The 17,497-nt window shown below is 38.4% G+C and carries 15 protein-coding genes and 2 pseudogenes; 12 read left to right on the top strand and 5 right to left on the bottom strand.

The window, feature by feature from the left end:
* The first annotated feature begins 29 nt into the window (after nucleotides 1-29).
* Complete coding sequence (locus tag C6Y02_RS13970) at nucleotides 30-860, top strand: SMI1/KNR4 family protein (RefSeq protein WP_106031525.1); 831 nt, start codon at nucleotides 30-32, stop codon at nucleotides 858-860.
* Nucleotides 861-902: 42 nt separating this feature from the next.
* Here the strand turns inward: C6Y02_RS13970 and C6Y02_RS13975 are convergent, their stop codons facing one another.
* Nucleotides 903-1,145, bottom strand: coding sequence for a DUF2651 family protein (locus C6Y02_RS13975; RefSeq protein ID WP_106031526.1), 243 nt, complete (start codon nucleotides 1,143-1,145; stop codon nucleotides 903-905).
* A 597-nt stretch (nucleotides 1,146-1,742) separates the two neighbouring features.
* Between C6Y02_RS13975 and C6Y02_RS13980 the strand changes: the two genes are divergently transcribed.
* Nucleotides 1,743-2,639 carry a macrolide 2'-phosphotransferase gene (locus tag C6Y02_RS13980; RefSeq protein ID WP_066031016.1) on the top strand — a complete coding sequence of 299 codons (897 nt, stop codon included), beginning with the start codon at nucleotides 1,743-1,745 and terminating at the stop codon, nucleotides 2,637-2,639.
* Nucleotides 2,640-2,682: 43 nt separating this feature from the next.
* On the opposite strand, the pseudogene C6Y02_RS13985 reads toward C6Y02_RS13980, so the two are convergent.
* From C6Y02_RS13985 to C6Y02_RS13995, 3 genes and pseudogenes are all read right to left on the bottom strand, one after another.
* A pseudogene (locus tag C6Y02_RS13985) lies at nucleotides 2,683-3,558 on the bottom strand (LysR family transcriptional regulator).
* Between the two features lie 23 nt (nucleotides 3,559-3,581).
* Nucleotides 3,582-4,278: pseudogene (cuyB, locus tag C6Y02_RS13990) on the bottom strand (cysteate racemase).
* Between the two features lie 202 nt (nucleotides 4,279-4,480).
* Nucleotides 4,481-5,371: a LysR family transcriptional regulator gene (locus tag C6Y02_RS13995; RefSeq protein ID WP_106031527.1), complete on the bottom strand. Its 891-nt coding sequence runs from the start codon at nucleotides 5,369-5,371 to the stop codon at nucleotides 4,481-4,483.
* Nucleotides 5,372-5,498: 127 nt separating this feature from the next.
* On the opposite strand from C6Y02_RS13995, the gene C6Y02_RS14000 reads away from it, so the two are divergent.
* From C6Y02_RS14000 to hag (C6Y02_RS14050), 9 genes are all read left to right on the top strand, one after another.
* Nucleotides 5,499-6,656 (top strand): MFS transporter, encoded by a 1,158-nt coding sequence (locus tag C6Y02_RS14000; protein ID WP_106031528.1) that lies wholly within the window; start codon nucleotides 5,499-5,501, stop codon nucleotides 6,654-6,656.
* A 415-nt stretch (nucleotides 6,657-7,071) separates the two neighbouring features.
* Nucleotides 7,072-7,593, top strand: a complete 522-nt coding sequence (locus C6Y02_RS14005; protein ID WP_060596056.1) for a ClbS/DfsB family four-helix bundle protein — start codon at nucleotides 7,072-7,074, stop codon at nucleotides 7,591-7,593.
* A gap of 244 nt (nucleotides 7,594-7,837) precedes the next feature.
* The gene (locus tag C6Y02_RS14010; RefSeq protein WP_034663131.1) at nucleotides 7,838-8,971 is read left to right on the top strand and encodes a Rap family tetratricopeptide repeat protein; all 1,134 of its coding nucleotides are present in this window, start codon (nucleotides 7,838-7,840) and stop codon (nucleotides 8,969-8,971) included.
* Between the two features lie 686 nt (nucleotides 8,972-9,657).
* A complete protein-coding gene (locus tag C6Y02_RS14025; protein ID WP_060596057.1) occupies nucleotides 9,658-10,116 on the top strand; it encodes an AraC family transcriptional regulator in 459 nt (152 codons plus the stop codon).
* 133 nt (nucleotides 10,117-10,249) lie between these two features.
* Nucleotides 10,250-10,870: a hypothetical protein gene (locus C6Y02_RS14030; protein WP_106031529.1), complete on the top strand. Its 621-nt coding sequence runs from the start codon at nucleotides 10,250-10,252 to the stop codon at nucleotides 10,868-10,870.
* Nucleotides 10,871-11,037: 167 nt separating this feature from the next.
* Entirely contained in the window at nucleotides 11,038-12,219 is a 1,182-nt protein-coding gene (gene alr, locus C6Y02_RS14035) for an alanine racemase (RefSeq protein ID WP_106031530.1), read from the top strand.
* A gap of 118 nt (nucleotides 12,220-12,337) precedes the next feature.
* Nucleotides 12,338-13,915, top strand: coding sequence for a Kelch repeat-containing protein (locus C6Y02_RS14040; RefSeq protein ID WP_106031531.1), 1,578 nt, complete (start codon nucleotides 12,338-12,340; stop codon nucleotides 13,913-13,915).
* 231 nt (nucleotides 13,916-14,146) lie between these two features.
* Complete coding sequence (gene hag, locus C6Y02_RS14045) at nucleotides 14,147-15,037, top strand: flagellin Hag (RefSeq protein WP_106031532.1); 891 nt, start codon at nucleotides 14,147-14,149, stop codon at nucleotides 15,035-15,037.
* Between the two features lie 290 nt (nucleotides 15,038-15,327).
* A complete protein-coding gene (gene hag / locus C6Y02_RS14050; RefSeq protein WP_044141245.1) occupies nucleotides 15,328-16,149 on the top strand; it encodes a flagellin Hag in 822 nt (273 codons plus the stop codon).
* Between the two features lie 32 nt (nucleotides 16,150-16,181).
* On the opposite strand, the gene C6Y02_RS14055 is transcribed toward hag (C6Y02_RS14050), so the two are convergent.
* Nucleotides 16,182-16,319 (bottom strand): hypothetical protein, encoded by a 138-nt coding sequence (locus C6Y02_RS14055; protein ID WP_189288326.1) that lies wholly within the window; start codon nucleotides 16,317-16,319, stop codon nucleotides 16,182-16,184.
* Between the two features lie 331 nt (nucleotides 16,320-16,650).
* Between C6Y02_RS14055 and C6Y02_RS14060 the strand changes: the two genes are divergently transcribed.
* Nucleotides 16,651-17,475 carry a methyl-accepting chemotaxis protein gene (locus C6Y02_RS14060; RefSeq protein WP_106031533.1) on the top strand — a complete coding sequence of 275 codons (825 nt, stop codon included), beginning with the start codon at nucleotides 16,651-16,653 and terminating at the stop codon, nucleotides 17,473-17,475.
* The last annotated feature ends 22 nt before the right edge of the window (nucleotides 17,476-17,497 follow it).

Consider the following 17,497-nt stretch of genomic DNA (forward strand, 5'->3'; position numbering starts at 1 on the left):
ATCTCAATAGATATAGGGAGGCACCCACTTTGAAGCCATTTTGGGAGAAAGAAGAAGAGAGTCCTTTCACGTTAGAAAAGGTAGATGAGGAGAAAATTCGTGAAGCAGAGGGAAGACTTGGTGTCACTTTACCTGCTACATACAAAAAGCTCATTTTAGATTGGAACGGTGGTTTTACAGTGCGTAATGCGTTTCCAACTGATCGGCCGAACTCATGGGCAGATGATCATGTTCAATTTGACCATCTAAGAGGAATTGCCATAGGTGATGGAATTATGACTAGCCCTCAGTTAAGTGATGAATTGGAGCTGCCTCAGGGACTTATTTTCATCAGCGGAGAAGAAGATACATGGATCGCAATGGATTATCGACAAACGAAAGAACACCCGTCTATTCACTATTTTGATTTAGAGATGGGAGTCGATTTTAAACTGGCGGATACTTTCGAAGATTTTATTGAGCAGTTATATACAGCTGAAGATGCAATGATCGAGGTTTTAGAGATTGATGAGGAATCTTCGGATTTGTATGTCAGTAAAGAAGAGCTTGAACAAATTTTTGAGAGACAAGACCTTCGTCATCAGAACCTCTTTAAAATGGCACATTATCCAATGGAAGACATTGAAGAGATTGAATGGTTTTTCGATCGTATGAAACAAAGCATCAAACACATAAAAGATCAGAATGTTTTGTATGAAGCGGCCACGACGGTTCACTCCATCCTTTTGTTAAATCCAGATATGCCGAGGAATGACCGTATCAATAAAGAGCTGAAAGAAATAGCGGAGTTTCTAGAAAATAGTGGTGAGTCTAATACCGCTTTTTTGGGAGAAGACATTCATCCAGTGAAAAAACGATAGTGAAAGAATAAAAGCCCTTCAAAAGGGCTTTTAAAACGTGGTTTAAGACCTCTTTAAAGTTTTCATGATGAATAATGCTACATATGAAGCAATGAATGAGCCTAAAGTGTAAACAACTGACCACCCTAAGAAAGAGACATTAAAAAGTGTAAATGTCAGGATGAGCAAAATGATAAAGCTCACAACTGGCATAAAATAAATCTTTTGTACAAACAATGTGACGATAAAAGAAGCGATGATTATACTTACTGGAAGCAAGCCGAATACGAATTCTAAATGAGTCATACCAATTCTCCCTTTAAATGACTTAGCTACATTTGATTTGTTCTAATTGCCTCTCATACACTCAAAATTCATAGTACATCGGGTTTTTGAGTTTAATAAATTTATTAGACAAAAGAATCAATAACCATATCATAACATAAGTAAATGCATTTATTACATTATATGTAATTCGATGGGAAGTCGGATGATTTTAAATCCTTTTTTTTGTAATCTTATTGAAAGTCATATTTAAATAAAGTATAGTAACTTTATATGACAAAGAGGAGGATGGTTAAAGATGATGCATGCAGGAAGATTACGCCAGCAAACTTTGAACAATCAATAATTTCATATGTTCAAAGGCTCTGTTTTCATCAAACAGAGTAAACGGGGTAGTCTGCACATTTTTAAACATCTTCAGCGGTCAAGTATGTAACTTTACTTGAAGACAGACAGATATCGTTTCTGTCTTTTTTTGTAATTTTTTATTGATATAAAGAGAGATATGAGTCTAGCCGTGTTTACTCTAGCCACAGATAGCAGCCTATTTGTGGTTTTTTTGATGATTTTCTTAACGCCTGTTGATCATGAATAAATGAGCAATTGGAGGAAAAGAATATGAATAGACTAGAATTAAAGCAGTTAGCCAATCATCACGGTTTAGAAATTTTAGAGAATACCATCAAAATAAATGAATCAGGTGTGGATTTCCGTGTCGCACATGTCGAAGATTTACATGGTGATCAATGGATATTACGAATGCCTCGCAGACCTGAATCAATGAAACATACCTTACAGGAAAAAAAGACATTAGATCATATTAGTAAGCAGGTTCACTTTCAGCTCCCTAAGTGGTCTATCTTTACAGAAAGTCTGATTGCTTATAAACAATTAGAGGGGGTACCGGCAGCTAGTATTGATGTGGAACAGCAATCTTATGTGTGGAGTTTTGATCAAACGAATGTACCGCAAGCTTATTATGAATCATTAGGAAGAGTTTTAGCGAATGTACATTCCTTAGATCAACAGGCTTTTAAAACGATCGGTGTGGAGATGCTCAGTGCTCATGAATTAAGAGGATCAATGAAACAGCGAATGGAACGTGTCAAATCGCAATACGCCATTAACAGCGGTTTATGGGAGCGCTGGCAAGAATGGCTAGCTAAAGATTCTTTATGGCCGCCTTTTGTGGGGGTGAAGCATGGAGATTTACATCCAGGCCACATCCTGATTGATGAAAATCAATGTGTTACGGGTGTGATTGATTGGTCTGAAGTGGGGGTTGGTGATGTATCTGCAGACTTTTTGTCGCATCAACTTCTCTTTGGGAAAGAAGGATTAACAAAACTTATCCATGCGTATGAAAAAGCAGGCGGGAGAACTTGGCCAGGAATGGATGAACATATAATAGAACTTCTGGCTACAAGTGCGATCACTGTGGCCGAGTACGCACAGAGATCAGGATTGAAAGATATGCATCAAACTGCAGCATACATGTTGGCAAACGAAAGCTAATCAATCAGAACGAATCCAAAAAAAGCCCTGAAAAGGGCTTTTTTTAATCTAATTCATGAAAAAACTGTTTGAGTTGATCGATGAAAACTGATTTGGATCTTCCTTTTTTATAAATGAACTCGATATTGATGTTGAAATTGATGGATGGATCGATTGAAATTTGTTTTAATGTTCCTTGTTCTACCTCATTTCTAACACAATGATGAGGAAGAAACGATAGTCCCATTCCTTAAAGCACTAAATTTTTTGCGGTTTCCATATGATCAACCTCAATGGAAATGTTCGGTGTGATGTTGTTTTTTTGAAATAATCGGTGGAGCATCAACCAATCAAATGATCCATAGTCAAAGAAAATAAAAGGCTGTTCTTCTAGTTCTTTCATATTGATGTTGTCATGGCTGGCGAGCGGGTGATGAGTTGGGACGAACAGCCCGATTGGATCGCTGAAAATAGGGATTGATTCAATTTGAGGATGTGTTTCAGTTCTGACAATCCCAAAGTCTACTTGGTTGTTAATCACTTTTTTGACAACATCCTTTGAATGTCCTGTTACGATTTTCACTTTCAGGTTTTCGTATTTTTCTTTTAGTGCGGGTAATATGTTAGGCAATAGATTATTGGAAATAGAGGATGCGCATCCAATCGTCAATTCATAAGGGATCATCGTTTGTTTGAGACTATGCTTTGCTTCTTGATAAGAATGGAGGATCTTTTTGGCATGCGGGTAAAACTGTTCACCTTTTTCCGTCAGAGATAGTTTATTTCTCTGTCTATCAAATAATTTCAGGTCTAATTCTTTTTCTAACGATTGAATACGTGCCGAAACAGAAGGCTGGGTTAAATACAGTGCTTCCGCAGCTTTATTGATACTGCCTAGCTGGCATACATAAATAAACACTTCTATATTCTCAATATTCATTTTATCCCCTTATATTACGTTCTTTAAATGTTTAGCTTTTCAAGCTCATACACTAATTTTACAGCTTCTTTCGCCAAAATGACAGTAGGGTCAATCACTTTCACATCTTTAGTTGACCTTAGTACTAAGGGGATTTCTGTACAGCCGGCAATGATGGCTTCTGCTCCTTGATTGATTAAAATTTCTGCAGCTAACGCCAATTCACTTTCGCCTTTACTTAATTTTCCTGCTTTCACCGCATATATCCTATTCATAACGTTTCTGAAGATTTTCACTAGGAATCATGACGTCAATCTTGTGATGAGCACAAGCCCTTTGATAGAGCTGGGTTTTTAATGTTCCATCAGTACATAGTAAGCCCACAGATGTATAGTGATGTTTGTTCAGATAATTTGCGGTTTCTAATGGCATATTCATAATAGGGATATGGGTGGAATGTTGTACGTTTTCTAAAAAGAAGTGAGCGGTATTGCATGCAATGAGAATAAAGTCCGCTCTTGCACGTTCTAATCTCTTAGCTGATGCAATCATATAATCTGTAGGATCTTCGCTTTTCCCAAATATGGCATTGGTTCTATCAGGGATTTGAGGATAATTATCAGCAATCACATGGATATGATCCTGATCTTTTATCGCTGGTGTATGAGAAATGATTTTTTTCATCAGATCAATCGTTGCTAAAGGACTCATCCCGCCCATAATTCCGATCGTTGTAGACATATACGCCACCACATTTCTTTTTTTCTATTATAAAAAAAGAAAGCATGGTGAGCGTTATAGAAAAGTTCTATATGTATATAGAAGGTTTATCAAAAGCGTCTTTTAATAGCGCTTAGCGGCCCTCTCTGATTGAAATTGGCGAATAACAACCCGGTGTGTCCTTGTAAATATGCTGTTTGCACTCATGTTTTACCCTCATTTTTTAGTTTGTTTTTGATTTGAAAAAGTCTATCAGCCATTCAGATAGCTGCTGCTGTGCTTTACTGACAAATCGATCTGCATAATAAGTTAATTCCAAGTGACGAACAGGCGCCGGATCAGCAATAGGAATCGAAACAATATTTGGCCACGTCGAATGGTATTGTAGCAACCCTCGCGGCTGAATGGTTGCACCGATGCCGGCTTCAACCAGCTGCAATAATGAAGATGCGGACCCAACTTCCATGACGGTGTCCAGTTCAACACCCTGTTCTTTACATACGTCATCTACTAAATCCCTTCCTAGATATCCCTTCGGATACATAACCAAGGCATGCTGCGTCAGCTCTTCCAATGTCACTTCACTCTTTTGGGCTAGATCACTTTCTGAATGAACAAATAATTCGTAGGGCTCACTTCCAAGTGGAATTTGAACGAGACGCTTATCCGCAGGCCCTCGCAGCCCGATGCCGAGATCCACTTTATGCGACAGTACTTCTTCACGAACGAAGATCGTTGAATATGCTTTCAGATTGGTTTCGGGATAAAGTGTTTTAAATTCTACAAATAGCGGAACAAGCTGAAAGTCAAGATCGGAGGGGAGTACTGCAAGTCGTACGGTTCCTCGTTTTTCAGATAACAGTTCTTTCATCGCATTTTTTGCATCTCTTTCAGCTTGAAGCATTTTCATACCATATTGATAAAGCAGAGAACCCGCTTCAGTTGCAACGACTTTTTTACCGATTCGATCAAAGAGCGGCATCCCAACTTCAGCTTCAAGCAGCCGAATCTGTTGGCTTAATGTAGGTTGTGATATCCCTAATTGCTCAGCAGCTTTTGTAAAATGTAAATGATCGAATACAGCCATGAAATATGTAATATGACGAGTATCCATTTGTCATCCTTTCATGAATAATAGTTTTTTACTATCATCATAATACGAATTATTGTATTGATCAATGAATGCAGCAGATTTATACTCAAAGTAACTTCAACAAGATGAGAGAGGAAGAAGAGCATTGATGAAAAAAATATTTTATTTAACCGCTTTATTTTTAGCTGCACTAAACTTGCGCCCAATTATTACGTCCGTGGCTTCTATGATGAGCATGATCCAAACAGACCTTGGTGTCAGTGCACTGACAGCAAGTCTTCTAACTACTTTACCGGTCTTGTGCATGGGGGTCTTTGCACCTGTAGCAACTAAACTAAGCCGCCGTTTTGGTTTAGAGAGAACCCTCTTTTTCTCGATTCTTCTCATCACGATCGCTACTGGATTACGTGGGACGAGTCAAACGGTTGCCATCCTTCTCATCACTGCATTTGCAGGAGGAGTTGGAATTAGCTTTGCAGGACCATTGTTGTCTAGTTTTATCAAAAAGTATTTCCCGAAAAACCCGGGGATTGTGAGTGTCTATTCTATTTCGATGACGATTGGTGCAGCACTTGCTTCTGGCTTCACCATTCCGATATATCTTCGCAGTGAGCATAACCTTCCGCTCGCCTTGTCTTGCTGGGCGGTTTTAGGGATCATCGCATTGATCTTATGGCTAGGGCTGGCTCGGAAAAAACAACAGGCTGATCATGCAGTTTTACCGCTAAGGCTACCGCTGCGAAACAAAAAAGCCATTCAATTCACCTTGTTCTTTGGCTTTATGTCCAGTATGTTCTATTCGTTAACAGCATGGATTTCACCCATCGCCCTTAGTTTTGGAAATAGTCCACAGTATGCCGCCATGCTGCTAACGATATTTACACTGATTCAGATTCCGGTGGCACTACTCGTTCCAGGAGTCGTCACTCGCTTAGGAAAACCGAAATTATTTCTGATTTTATGCAGCGTGTCAGAGCTGATCGGCCTTATTTTCCTTCTACTTCCAATGCCTATTTTGCCAGCCGTCATTTTTCTAGGGATTGGGGCAGGTGGATTATTTCCTTTAGCACTTATGCTGCCCATTATTGAGACGCGTACACCGGAGGAGGCTGGTACATGGTCCGCTATGTCGCAGATGGGCGGATACATCATGGGCGGGTTTGGTCCGTTTTTCATTGGCTTGGTTTTCGATCTAAGCGGACATTTTCAAGCTTCCATTGTCGCAATGCTCGTCATTGTCTCATTGATGATTGGTGTTCAGTTATCAATGAAATTAGGTAGAAAAGAGGAAGAAGTGTCGAGTTAAATCATGCTGCTTCACATTTCAATCAAAACGGGGAGGTTTTATTGCTTAAGAAGGGGAGCCTGGGGAGAGATACTGGGTGCTTGTTTATGATGGAACGTAAGGAATGTCTTCATTTTTCGCAGCCGCTTTTATAGCTTTTCTTTATTGAGTTTGCGCAATAATGGAATATTTCACAAAATAATAGAGTCACCTAAAGGAGGCAAGTATTGTCTCTCTTTTGTTGTTTTAGGAGTAAACACCAGTGATACTTTCATTTAACCAGAAATGCTATTGCTTTTTTGCTCGATTAAGAGTTTGATTATAATAGAGACTGTAAAACAGAAGGCGATAGAATAATTCAGTATCATGAGCTCCAGTTATTTTTGCAAGATATGTTCCGAGAAAAATTTGCATAAAAGAACTAGAGGTGAATAATATGACAAGCTATGAGTCGAAAGACATTTTAAAGCAAGCAATCATGAAGACGTACAATCAATACGATGAAGAATTCAATATGATTCCAGAAGAAATGAAAGATGATCGAATAGAGGATGTAAGCCGAACTCCTGCAGAAAATTTGGCCTATCAAGTTGGTTGGACAACCCTGCTGCTTCAATGGGAGCAACACGAAACTGAAGGAAAGGTTGTCCATACGCCAGCAGAAGGTTATAAATGGAATCAGCTTGGCACATTATATTCTCTTTTTAATGAGAAGTATGCCTGCCAATCACTAGTCGCATTAAGAGCTCAGCTCAAACAGAATGTTTTAACTATTTGTGATATGTTGGATCGTATGAGTGAAGAAGAAGTGTTTGAACCTCATCAACGAAAATGGGCGGATGATGCGACAGCAAAGGCTGTTTGGCCAGTTTATAAATTTATTCATGTGAATACCGTTGCTCCTTTTAAAAATTTCCGTACTCAAATTCGTAAATGGAAACGATTAAAACAAGTATGACGTGAAGGATATACGATGTACATATTTCGTTAGAACTAAACTTGATTGTATCATCTTATTTTAGAGAGAACAGGGGGCGCTGATTCGAGCCCAGTTATTCCTTCTTATCAAAATTACGATCACTCACATGGCTTCTTTACAGGAGCTTTTTTTCTTATTTTTGCGGTTTCTTTTCGGTGTCGGACGATTCACAAAATGATAATATATGTCATTATAGGGAAAATAGAGGGAGGGGTAAGGACGGATGGAGAAAGTGCTTTCTTCTCACGTCGGCTTGAAAATCAATGAATGGTATTATCATATTCAAAGATTTAACGTACCGGACGCCGAGGCATATAAAGAAGAAATCAAATCAATGCTTGATCATATGGAAGAGAATCAGGATTTATTATTGTATTTCTCACTTATGGAGTTCAGACATAAATTAATGCTTGATTACTTGAATCCTTTAGAAAATGGAAAAGAGCGGGCGAACTTTAGGGAACTCGCAATGAAGATCAAAAGGGATCAAGAGAAATTAACAGGATTGCTCGAGTATTACTTCAATTTTTTCTACGGCATGTACGAATTTGAAAACTACGAATACCTCAATGCGATTACCTTCTATAAGCGGGCAGAAAAAAAGCTGTCTCTTGTCAGCGACGATATTGAACGTGCCGAGTTCAATTACAAGATGGCAGAAATCTATTACCACATGAAACAAACCCATATGTCGATGCACCATATCGCACAGGCAATAGAATGTTATCGAGAAAAAGATACATACACAGTAAGAGAAATCCAATGTTCTTTTGTCATTGGATTAAACTATATAGATATGGGCTGCCCCGAAAAAGCAATACCCCATTTTCAACACGCACTAGAAAAAGCCGCCGACAACTCAACAAAACGATTAAAAGGATCAGCACTTTATAATTTAGGGTTGAGTTATTTTCATAACAAAGAATTAGCACAAGCGATTATTCACTTTAATGACTCGATTAGAGCATTTAGAGAGCAGGGATACGAGCATTTAAATAGAATCTTAGATCCGCTCATTATGTTGTCAAAAGCCTACTTCAAAATGAAAGAACAGGATTTAGGTACATACGCTTTAAATAACGGAATAGAACTATCTGAAAAGCTGAAAGATCATGTTCTATTATTGATATTCAAGTTTTTAAGATCACTATACATTGACAACAATTTTGAGCAGTTGGAAAAAATAATGGAATTGTTAGAAATAAAGTCAATGTATCCTGACCTGGAAGATTTAGCAAAAGATGCTGCAAAATATTATAATGAGATGGGAGATAAAGACAATGCGATGCATTTCTATGAAAAGATTCTTTATTTCCAAACTCAAGTGAAGCGGGGGGACTGTCAGTATGAAATTTAAAACGTTATCAGTAGTATTCGTGATGATTAGTGTCATAAGTGTTGTTAGTTATTTTACGTCAGAAGTGACAGCAAGTCATGATGAAGCTAGGAGAGGTCATACTGCAAGTATTGGTTATACTGCTTAAGTAAAAAGCCCTTTAAGGGCTTTTTACTATAAAACGGAATATATGCTATGAATAAAGAATATTTTTTCCATAGAAAACATACTGAGGAGGAAGTAAAATGACAATGTTAAAATCAACATTATTTCGAAGGATTTTCATTATATTTTTTGCTTTAACCTTTATGATTAGTCTGTTCAATATGGCTGTGTTTCCAGGGACGCCAGCGTCTTATTATGTTGGCCTGATTTGTAAGATGTTGTTTATCAGTTTGTTAAATGGTCTATTTTTCGGAACAATTATCTATTTGATTGTCACCCTTCTCTTTGCTAAATCTTCAAAGGAAAATCAATAAACAAGTGAGCGGCTAAAGACCGTTCTTTTTTATTTTTAAAAATTGGACATGCTATTTTAAGAGAAAATGAGATGACTTAATTTATGATCTAAATCGCAATTCCTGTAAATGTTTTTCCATCATACATTCAATTATTTTTAATAACTTACTGCATTATATTTTAAAGGGTGTTACCGTTGGATGTAAGGAATGATTGGCCAATCTTCCAATAAGAGTTGGAGGGAAATCATGAATTGCAAAATTGAAATATTAAGCAATATGAAGATGGTGTATATGAGGAATATAGGACCGTATGGAAGCAAAATGAATATAGAAATGATGAAGCATTTTAAAAAATGGATCAATAAACATCAATTAAATGATGAATTAAAGAAACATGGCATATACGGGGTTCCTCAAGATGATCCTGCAAGGACTTTACCTGAAAAATGCAGATATGACCTCATGATCATGACAAATAGAGATTTCTCTAATGATCAAATGGTTCAGACTGGTCATTTTGAAGGGGGAAAGTATGCTGTTTTTACAATGAGGCATACAACTGAAAAAGTGAATTTGTTTTGGAGTCAATTACCTGACTATATTCAGAACAATCAATTGAACATGCGTCAGGCACCTACTATAGAGCGATATAGAGAAGAGGAAGGCGAAGATAAGGTGTGTGAATTCTTACTGCCTATCTTTTAGACAATTTATCGAACGTCAATGAAAACAGACCTTTATGGTCTGTTTTTATGGTTAAATCATCTAGGACTCGTTGCTTCAAATGCTATACTAAGGCTAAACTATAAATGAAGGGTCATGATAGGAGGAGCATTGTGTGATATTCATCATAGGCATTGTCATTGCTTTTATGATTGCTATTTTAGGTTTTACTGTTTTCGTAGATGTAGGGAATGGATTGGGGACGGCTCTCAGCATCATCGGGGGAATGGTCATTTTATTCATAGCCGGCAGATTACAAAGACGAAAAGAACAGAATGACCCCAACATATTATTAGAGAAGATGATGATGCTTTTTCACGAAGGTGGATTTCAGGCATCTGCATATATCTTTTCAGAGCAAGTTGATAAGGGATTTGCGATTGATGATGAGCTAGAGAAATTGCGCTATATTGAACATCAACCTGGCGGCTCATCTAGAAAATATAGATTTGCAGTCACTGAGCTTTCCTTGAAAGATTTGAAACAAGTTGAGATGTTAGAAGATGGTGTGCCAATTGAATATTCAGCTGAGAGTGATGATAAAGAAGAGGTCTCGACGCTTGAATTAAGATTAACTATGAATGATCAAGAATCATCAACGATCACGATCAACTTCTTGCAATTTGATGGACCTGTTCGTAAAAGCAACGCTCATTACTTAGCTGAACGGGAAAATTTGCAGGAGGTTTATGATGATATTGAAGCAATGATGAAATCTGCTAATCACCGCTCATAGAGAAGAAATCACAGTTTGATGTGGTTTCTTTTTTTTATGTGTACCCAAGAAAAGCTGGTCCGGTCATTGTAGTTGAATGTTTTTCTCAAAAATGAATAAAGATAGACTAGACGCGAAAGCGAACATGGAGATAGAAAGAACTCTCATGTGATGAGGAGGAAAAATAAATGAAAAAGCTATGCAGGGAAGTTTGGATCGAAGTCAACCTTGACGCGATTAAAAGAAATATCGGGGCCATTCAAGCGCATATTCCGAGGAAAAGTAAGATCATGGCTGTCGTGAAGGCGAATGCTTATGGACACGGTTCAGTGGAGGTAGCGCGGCAGGCACTGGAGAGCGGTGCGACGGAGCTCGCAGTTGCTAGCTTGGAAGAAGGCATTGTATTGAGGAGAGCAAAAATTGAAGCACCGATTCTGGTCCTTGGATTTACGCCGCTTGACTGTGTGAAAAGGGCTGCAGCCTGGAGAATTGACCTTTCAGGCCTTCGTGAAGACTGGATTGTTCAAGCAAATGAGATCTTAGCGGAAGAAGAAAGTCAGCGTCGGCTTGGGATTCATGTCAATGTCGACACAGGTATGGGGCGATTAGGTGTACGAACGAAGGAAGAGCTGTTAAGAGTGGTGGAAGCCCTTGAAAAGAGTGAAAACCTTAGATGGGATGGGATTTTTACGCATTTTTCCACTGCAGATGAGCCTGACCCTGATTTTACGCAGCTGCAGCACAGCATTTTTATTGATTTTCTTCGTTTTTTGAAAAAACAAGGAATTAAGCTGCCGACCGTACATATGAACAATACAGCGGCTGCCATCGCGTTTCCTGAATTTAGCGCCGATATGATTCGACTAGGCATCGGGCTATATGGGCTGTATCCTTCGCAATACATTGAAAGCTTAGACGCTGTTCAGCTAGAGCCCGCTCTCAGTTTAAAAGCAAGGATTGCGTTCGTGAAGGAAATGGTGACAGAGCCAAGGACCGTCAGCTATGGTGCAACATATGTAGCAAAACCTAATGAAGTCATTGCGACCATACCGATCGGTTACGCAGATGGGTACTCACGCGCCTTATCAAATCGAGGGTTCATGCTTTTCCGCGGAAAACGAATGCCGATTGCTGGCCGAGTCACAATGGATATGACGATGATCAGTTTAGGAGAAATGAAAGCAAAGAAAGGCGAGGAAGTGGTCATTTACGGCCGTCAAAAGGACGGAGAAATTTCTGTCGATGAAATCGCCGAAATGCTCAATACGATCAACTACGAAGTCATCGCCACCTTAAGCCGCCGCGTTCCTAGGTTTTATCGTCGAGGCGGGAAGATTATTAAAATATCGACACCGGTGATGTATGTGTGAGAGTAAATAACAGGTGCAATTTGAGGATATTTGTTCTGGTGTACAATGATAAAAATTAAATTTTATTACAAATATGTCGATAAAAGGAGGGATATTTAAGATATGGAGGAAAGAAACGATGAAAAAAGGTTTATTTTTAGTGCTTTTGACTATTTTTATGATGGTCACAATTCATCCGTTAAAAGCTCATGCAGCTGAGACAAATGGGTGGACGAAGCGAGCAGACTTACCGGAAGAGCGAATCGGAGCAAGTGTAGGAGTAGTTGACGGGAAAATATATGTATTCGGTGGAGCAAGTCAACAGTCTAAATTCAACAATTCAACATATATGTATGATCCTAAAATTGATTTGTGGTCAGAAAAAACAAGTATGCCTAGATTAAGAACAGGAGCTACCTACGCAACAGTAGGTAAAAAAATCTATGTCATTGGCGGCCTTACTGATACAACTAAAACAGTTCACAAAACCATCGATGTTTATGATACAGAACTAGATCAATGGACAGAAGAACCAATTAAGATGCCTGAGAAATTTATATATACATCATATATAACTGGTTCCTTAAGAGCAGTTACAGTTGGAGAAAAAATTTATATAGTAGCATCTTTATCAAGCTCTCAAGTAAATTTTTATTCCTATGATACGGTAAGTGGAGAGTGGGAAAGTTTAGATAATTCTCAATTAGCTTCTCGTCAGGGTAGAAGTATTTCAGAGATAAATGGAAAGTTATATATTGCTGGTGGTGAGGCTAACGTTAGCCGAGTGAATGATAAAGATATATTAGAATATGATATGACGCTAGGGAAGTGGCAACGGTTAAAGGATGTTCAGTTAAATTCTTTTGCATATGAAGCTGCTTATGCGACATACAATCATAAATTATTTTTGATTGGCGGTCAGCAAATTGGAGATAGATCAAGTAAGTTATTAAAACAAGTTCAGATATTTGATCCACAAACTAGACAAGTCCAAGATTCTTTATATGAAATTCCTGAAGGTAGAGTTGGATCTGTAGCAGTTATTACTGATGATCAATTATATGTCATTGGTGGAAGAGATTATGCTGAGTCAATTGGTAGTCATTCTGTCAAAAACACTTTTAAATCTGTTATCTCAATTCCATTAAAAGATCTGCAAAAAGTCACTAAGGATCAGGATGAAACAAAACCAGATGATGGTTCAGCAGAAGAACCAAAAGATCAGGATGGAACAAAGCCTGGTGATGGGTCAACAGAAGAACCGAAAGATCAGGATGGAACGAAGCCTGGTGATGGGTCAACCGAAGAACCAAAAGATCAGGATGGAACAAAGCCTGGTGATGGGTCAACAGAAGAACCGAAAGATCAGGATGGAACAAAGCCTGGTGATGGGTCAACCGAAGAACCGAAAGATCAGGATGGAACGAAGCCTGGTGATGGGTCAACCGAAGAACCAAAAGATCAGGATGGAACAAAACCTGGTGAAGAAGCAACAAAAGGTATACTTTCAATTACCATGATAAACGGGCTGCAAAAGGATTATTTGCTTTCAATGAAAGAGATTAATGATTTTCTAAATTGGTACAAAGAAAGAAGCTTTGGAATTGGGATGAACTTCTATGAAATCAATGATGAACACAATAAAGGTCCTTTCGCAAGTAAGAAGGATTATGTGGTGTATCCAAATATCTTAATGTTTGATATCAAGCAATACTGATATCATAAAACGATAGAGCTGCTGATTATAGATCAGCAGCTTTTGTTTTTATAGGATTGTTAAAATTAGGATTAACGTCATGAGAAAAATGCGATATTTTTTTAAAAATCTGCTAAACATCCTATAACAACATCCGATAATAGAATTGTCAGGGTTGATAAGCCCTAGAATCAAGGACTTTTTTCAGACAAGGACGTCTGTCAGGTCCCGCATACATGGAGGTAATAGGAAATGAGAATTAACCACAATATCGCAGCACTTAACACATTGAACCGTTTGTCTGCAAACAACGGTGCGAGCCAAAAGAACATGGAGAAACTTTCTTCTGGTCTTAAAATCAACCGTGCAGGAGATGACGCAGCAGGTCTAGCAATCTCTGAAAAAATGCGTGGACAAATCCGCGGATTAGAAATGGCTTCTAAAAACGCACAAGACGGTATCTCTCTTATTCAAACAGCTGAAGGTGCATTGACTGAAACTCATGCAATCCTTCAACGTATGCGTGAACTAACTGTTCAAGCAGGTAACACTGGAACTCAGCAAACTGAAGATTTAACAGCTATTAAAGATGAAATGGATGCATTAATCGAAGAGATTGATGGCATTTCTAACCGTACAGAATTTAACGGTAAAAAATTACTAACTGGAGAATATGCAGTTAATACAACTACTCCTGCAGACCAAAAGGATTTAATCTTCCAAATTGGTGCGAATGCTACGCAACAAATTAAAGTTAACATTGAAGCAATGTCTGCTGATGCTCTAGGAACAAGTGATACTTTAAATGTTTCTTCTTTAGATGTAACTAAATTTGCTACTAATGCACCTGATGTAGCAGCTGATGGTTACGATGCACAATTGAAAATTGTTGACGATGCAATCAATAAAGTTTCATCTCAACGTGCTAAACTTGGTGCAGTACAAAACCGTCTAGAGCACACAATCAACAACCTGGGTGCTTCTGGTGAAAACTTAACAGCTGCTGAGTCTCGTATCCGTGACGTTGATATGGCGAAAGAAATGAGTGAGTTCACAAAGAACAACATTCTTTCTCAAGCTTCACAAGCAATGCTTGCACAAGCGAACCAACAGCCACAAAACGTACTTCAATTACTACGTTAATGAAGAGCCCCTTTTATGGGGCTTTTTTTTATGCTGTTTTTTTCTTCTCATTTTCTCCAGTCTTATGATTCTTAAATCCCTCTGATAAATCATGAAAAATGACCTTTAAATTTGGCATACTCTAGCGAAACGATCATAATGAATGAGACTTATTCCTTATTTATCCCTTTTTTGTTAAACAAATTCCATCAGTGTTCGATAAATGGATTGTAAGGCTTACAAAAAAATTCTAATTTAGAACTTTTGGACAAGGATGTTCAATTGGTTCAAACACATGGAGGTAATAGGAAATGAGAATTAACCACAATATCGCAGCACTTAACACGCTGAATCGTTTGTCTGCAAACAATGGAGCAGGGCAAAAGAACATGGAGAAGCTGTCTTCTGGTCTTCGCATCAACCGTGCAGGAGATGACGCAGCAGGTCTAGCAATCTCTGAAAAAATGCGTGGACAAATCCGCGGATTAGAAATGGCATCTAAAAACGCACAAGATGGTATCTCTCTTATTCAAACAGCTGAAGGTGCATTAACAGAAACACATGCGATTCTTCAACGTATGCGTGAACTAACTGTTCAAGCGGGTAACGTTGGTACTCAACAAACAGAAGATTTAACAGCGATTCAAGAAGAACTCACTGCTTTGGTGGATGAAATTGATGGGATTTCACAGCGTACAGCATTTAACGGAAAGAATCTGTTGGATGGTAGCGTAGAAGATGGATTCCAATTTCAAATTGGCGCAAACATTGAGCAAAATATCAACGTACAGATCGGCAAAATGGACGCTGAAACCTTGACTGTCAAAGATATTAAAGTGAATGAAGATGGTTTTGACTTTGACGTCGAAGTAGCAAAAATTGATGAAGCAATCGGCGCAGTATCTAAACAACGTTCAGCACTTGGTGCAGTACAAAACCGTCTAGAGCATACAATCAACAACCTTGGTGCTTCTGCTGAAAACTTAACAGCTGCTGAGTCTCGTATTCGTGACGTGGACATGGCGAAAGAAATGAGTGAGTTCACAAAGAACAACATTCTTTCTCAAGCGTCTCAAGCGATGCTAGCTCAAGCAAACCAACAGCCGCAAAACGTACTTCAATTATTACGTTAATGAAAAAGCCCCATGAAGGGGCTTTTTTTGTTTCAATCTAATGAAAGTAAGTGCTGCAAACGAAAGTCAGGAACCGCTTCATGGAAAAAAGCTCGATTGTCTTCATCATCCTCTTTATCCCACTGACTCCACCATTCAGCAGTTTCTCCAGAGGCGTCGGATTGAATCATGTCATGCAGCTGTTCTAAGTTGATAACATTGATAAAACTTTTGCAGCGAGCATTCCCGTCATACCGCCGCCAATGGCGATCGCCTGCTCATATGTCATAGGTTGTCTCACAACATGCGCCTCCAATGAATATACAAAATGATTACATGACCATTTCATCATATGTTGATGCTTAAATTATAGCAAATTTGCGTTTTGTTGAATATAGAGAGGGAATCTCCTTCTTTTTACTCGTACATATGAGAAATAACTTTAAACATCATCATTATTTTTAAAAAATAACTATTATTTTAAGAAGGACTACCGATAAATAACATAAGGGGGTAGAGAAATTGGATATACTACAGAGTATTGTGACAGCAGCACCTTATATGATGCAGATTTTAAAAAATGAAGTGACGATGGGTATCATTGACCGAGAGAAATTTTTGCTGTATTTGCCATCGAAAGATGTTGATTTTCAAATTCGAGCTGGTGAACATATTAAAGCAGATGATCTGAATATGAAAAAAGCGCTGAGAGGTGAGACATCAAGTATGTTTGTACCTGAATCAGTGTATGGAGTACCATTAAATGCAATGGGATTGCCAATTTATGATGAAAATGGGCAAGTGATTGGTGCCCTCGCTTTAGGATTTCCGCTCAAAAATCAAATAGAGCTTGAAGCATATATGGAGTCATTAAATGACATCATTCAAAGTATTCAAGAAAAGGTGCACGTGGTGGCGGCACATTCAGAGGAGCTTTCTGCTACAAGTGAGGAGATGACCTTACAAACGCAGCAAACACTTGAAAGCTCGAAACAAACAGCCGATATTACAAAAATGATTAAAGGCATCTCGAAACAAACGAGTTTGCTAGGATTGAATGCGTCAATTGAAGCGGCCAGGGCAGGAAAAGAGGGAGCTGGTTTTAGTGTTGTAGCAAGTGAGGTTCAAAAGCTTTCAAGTGAAACTTCACGTGCAACAGAAAACATCGAAAGCTCATTGCAAGGGATTTCCTCCAATATACATACATTACTTGAGAGTATGGGCCGTATGAAAGGTTCTTCATCTGAACAGGCTTTACTTGTGACGGAGTTTAGCGAAATTGTGGAACGATTGACGATCGTAAGTAAAGAAATGAAAGAATTCATGCAGCATGTGATGTCAACTTAAAAAACGAATCCAAGAGGGATTC

The sequence above is a fragment of the Bacillus sp. NMCC4 genome, from assembly GCF_002998555.1.
GTDB lineage: Bacteria > Bacillota > Bacilli > Bacillales > Bacillaceae > Bacillus.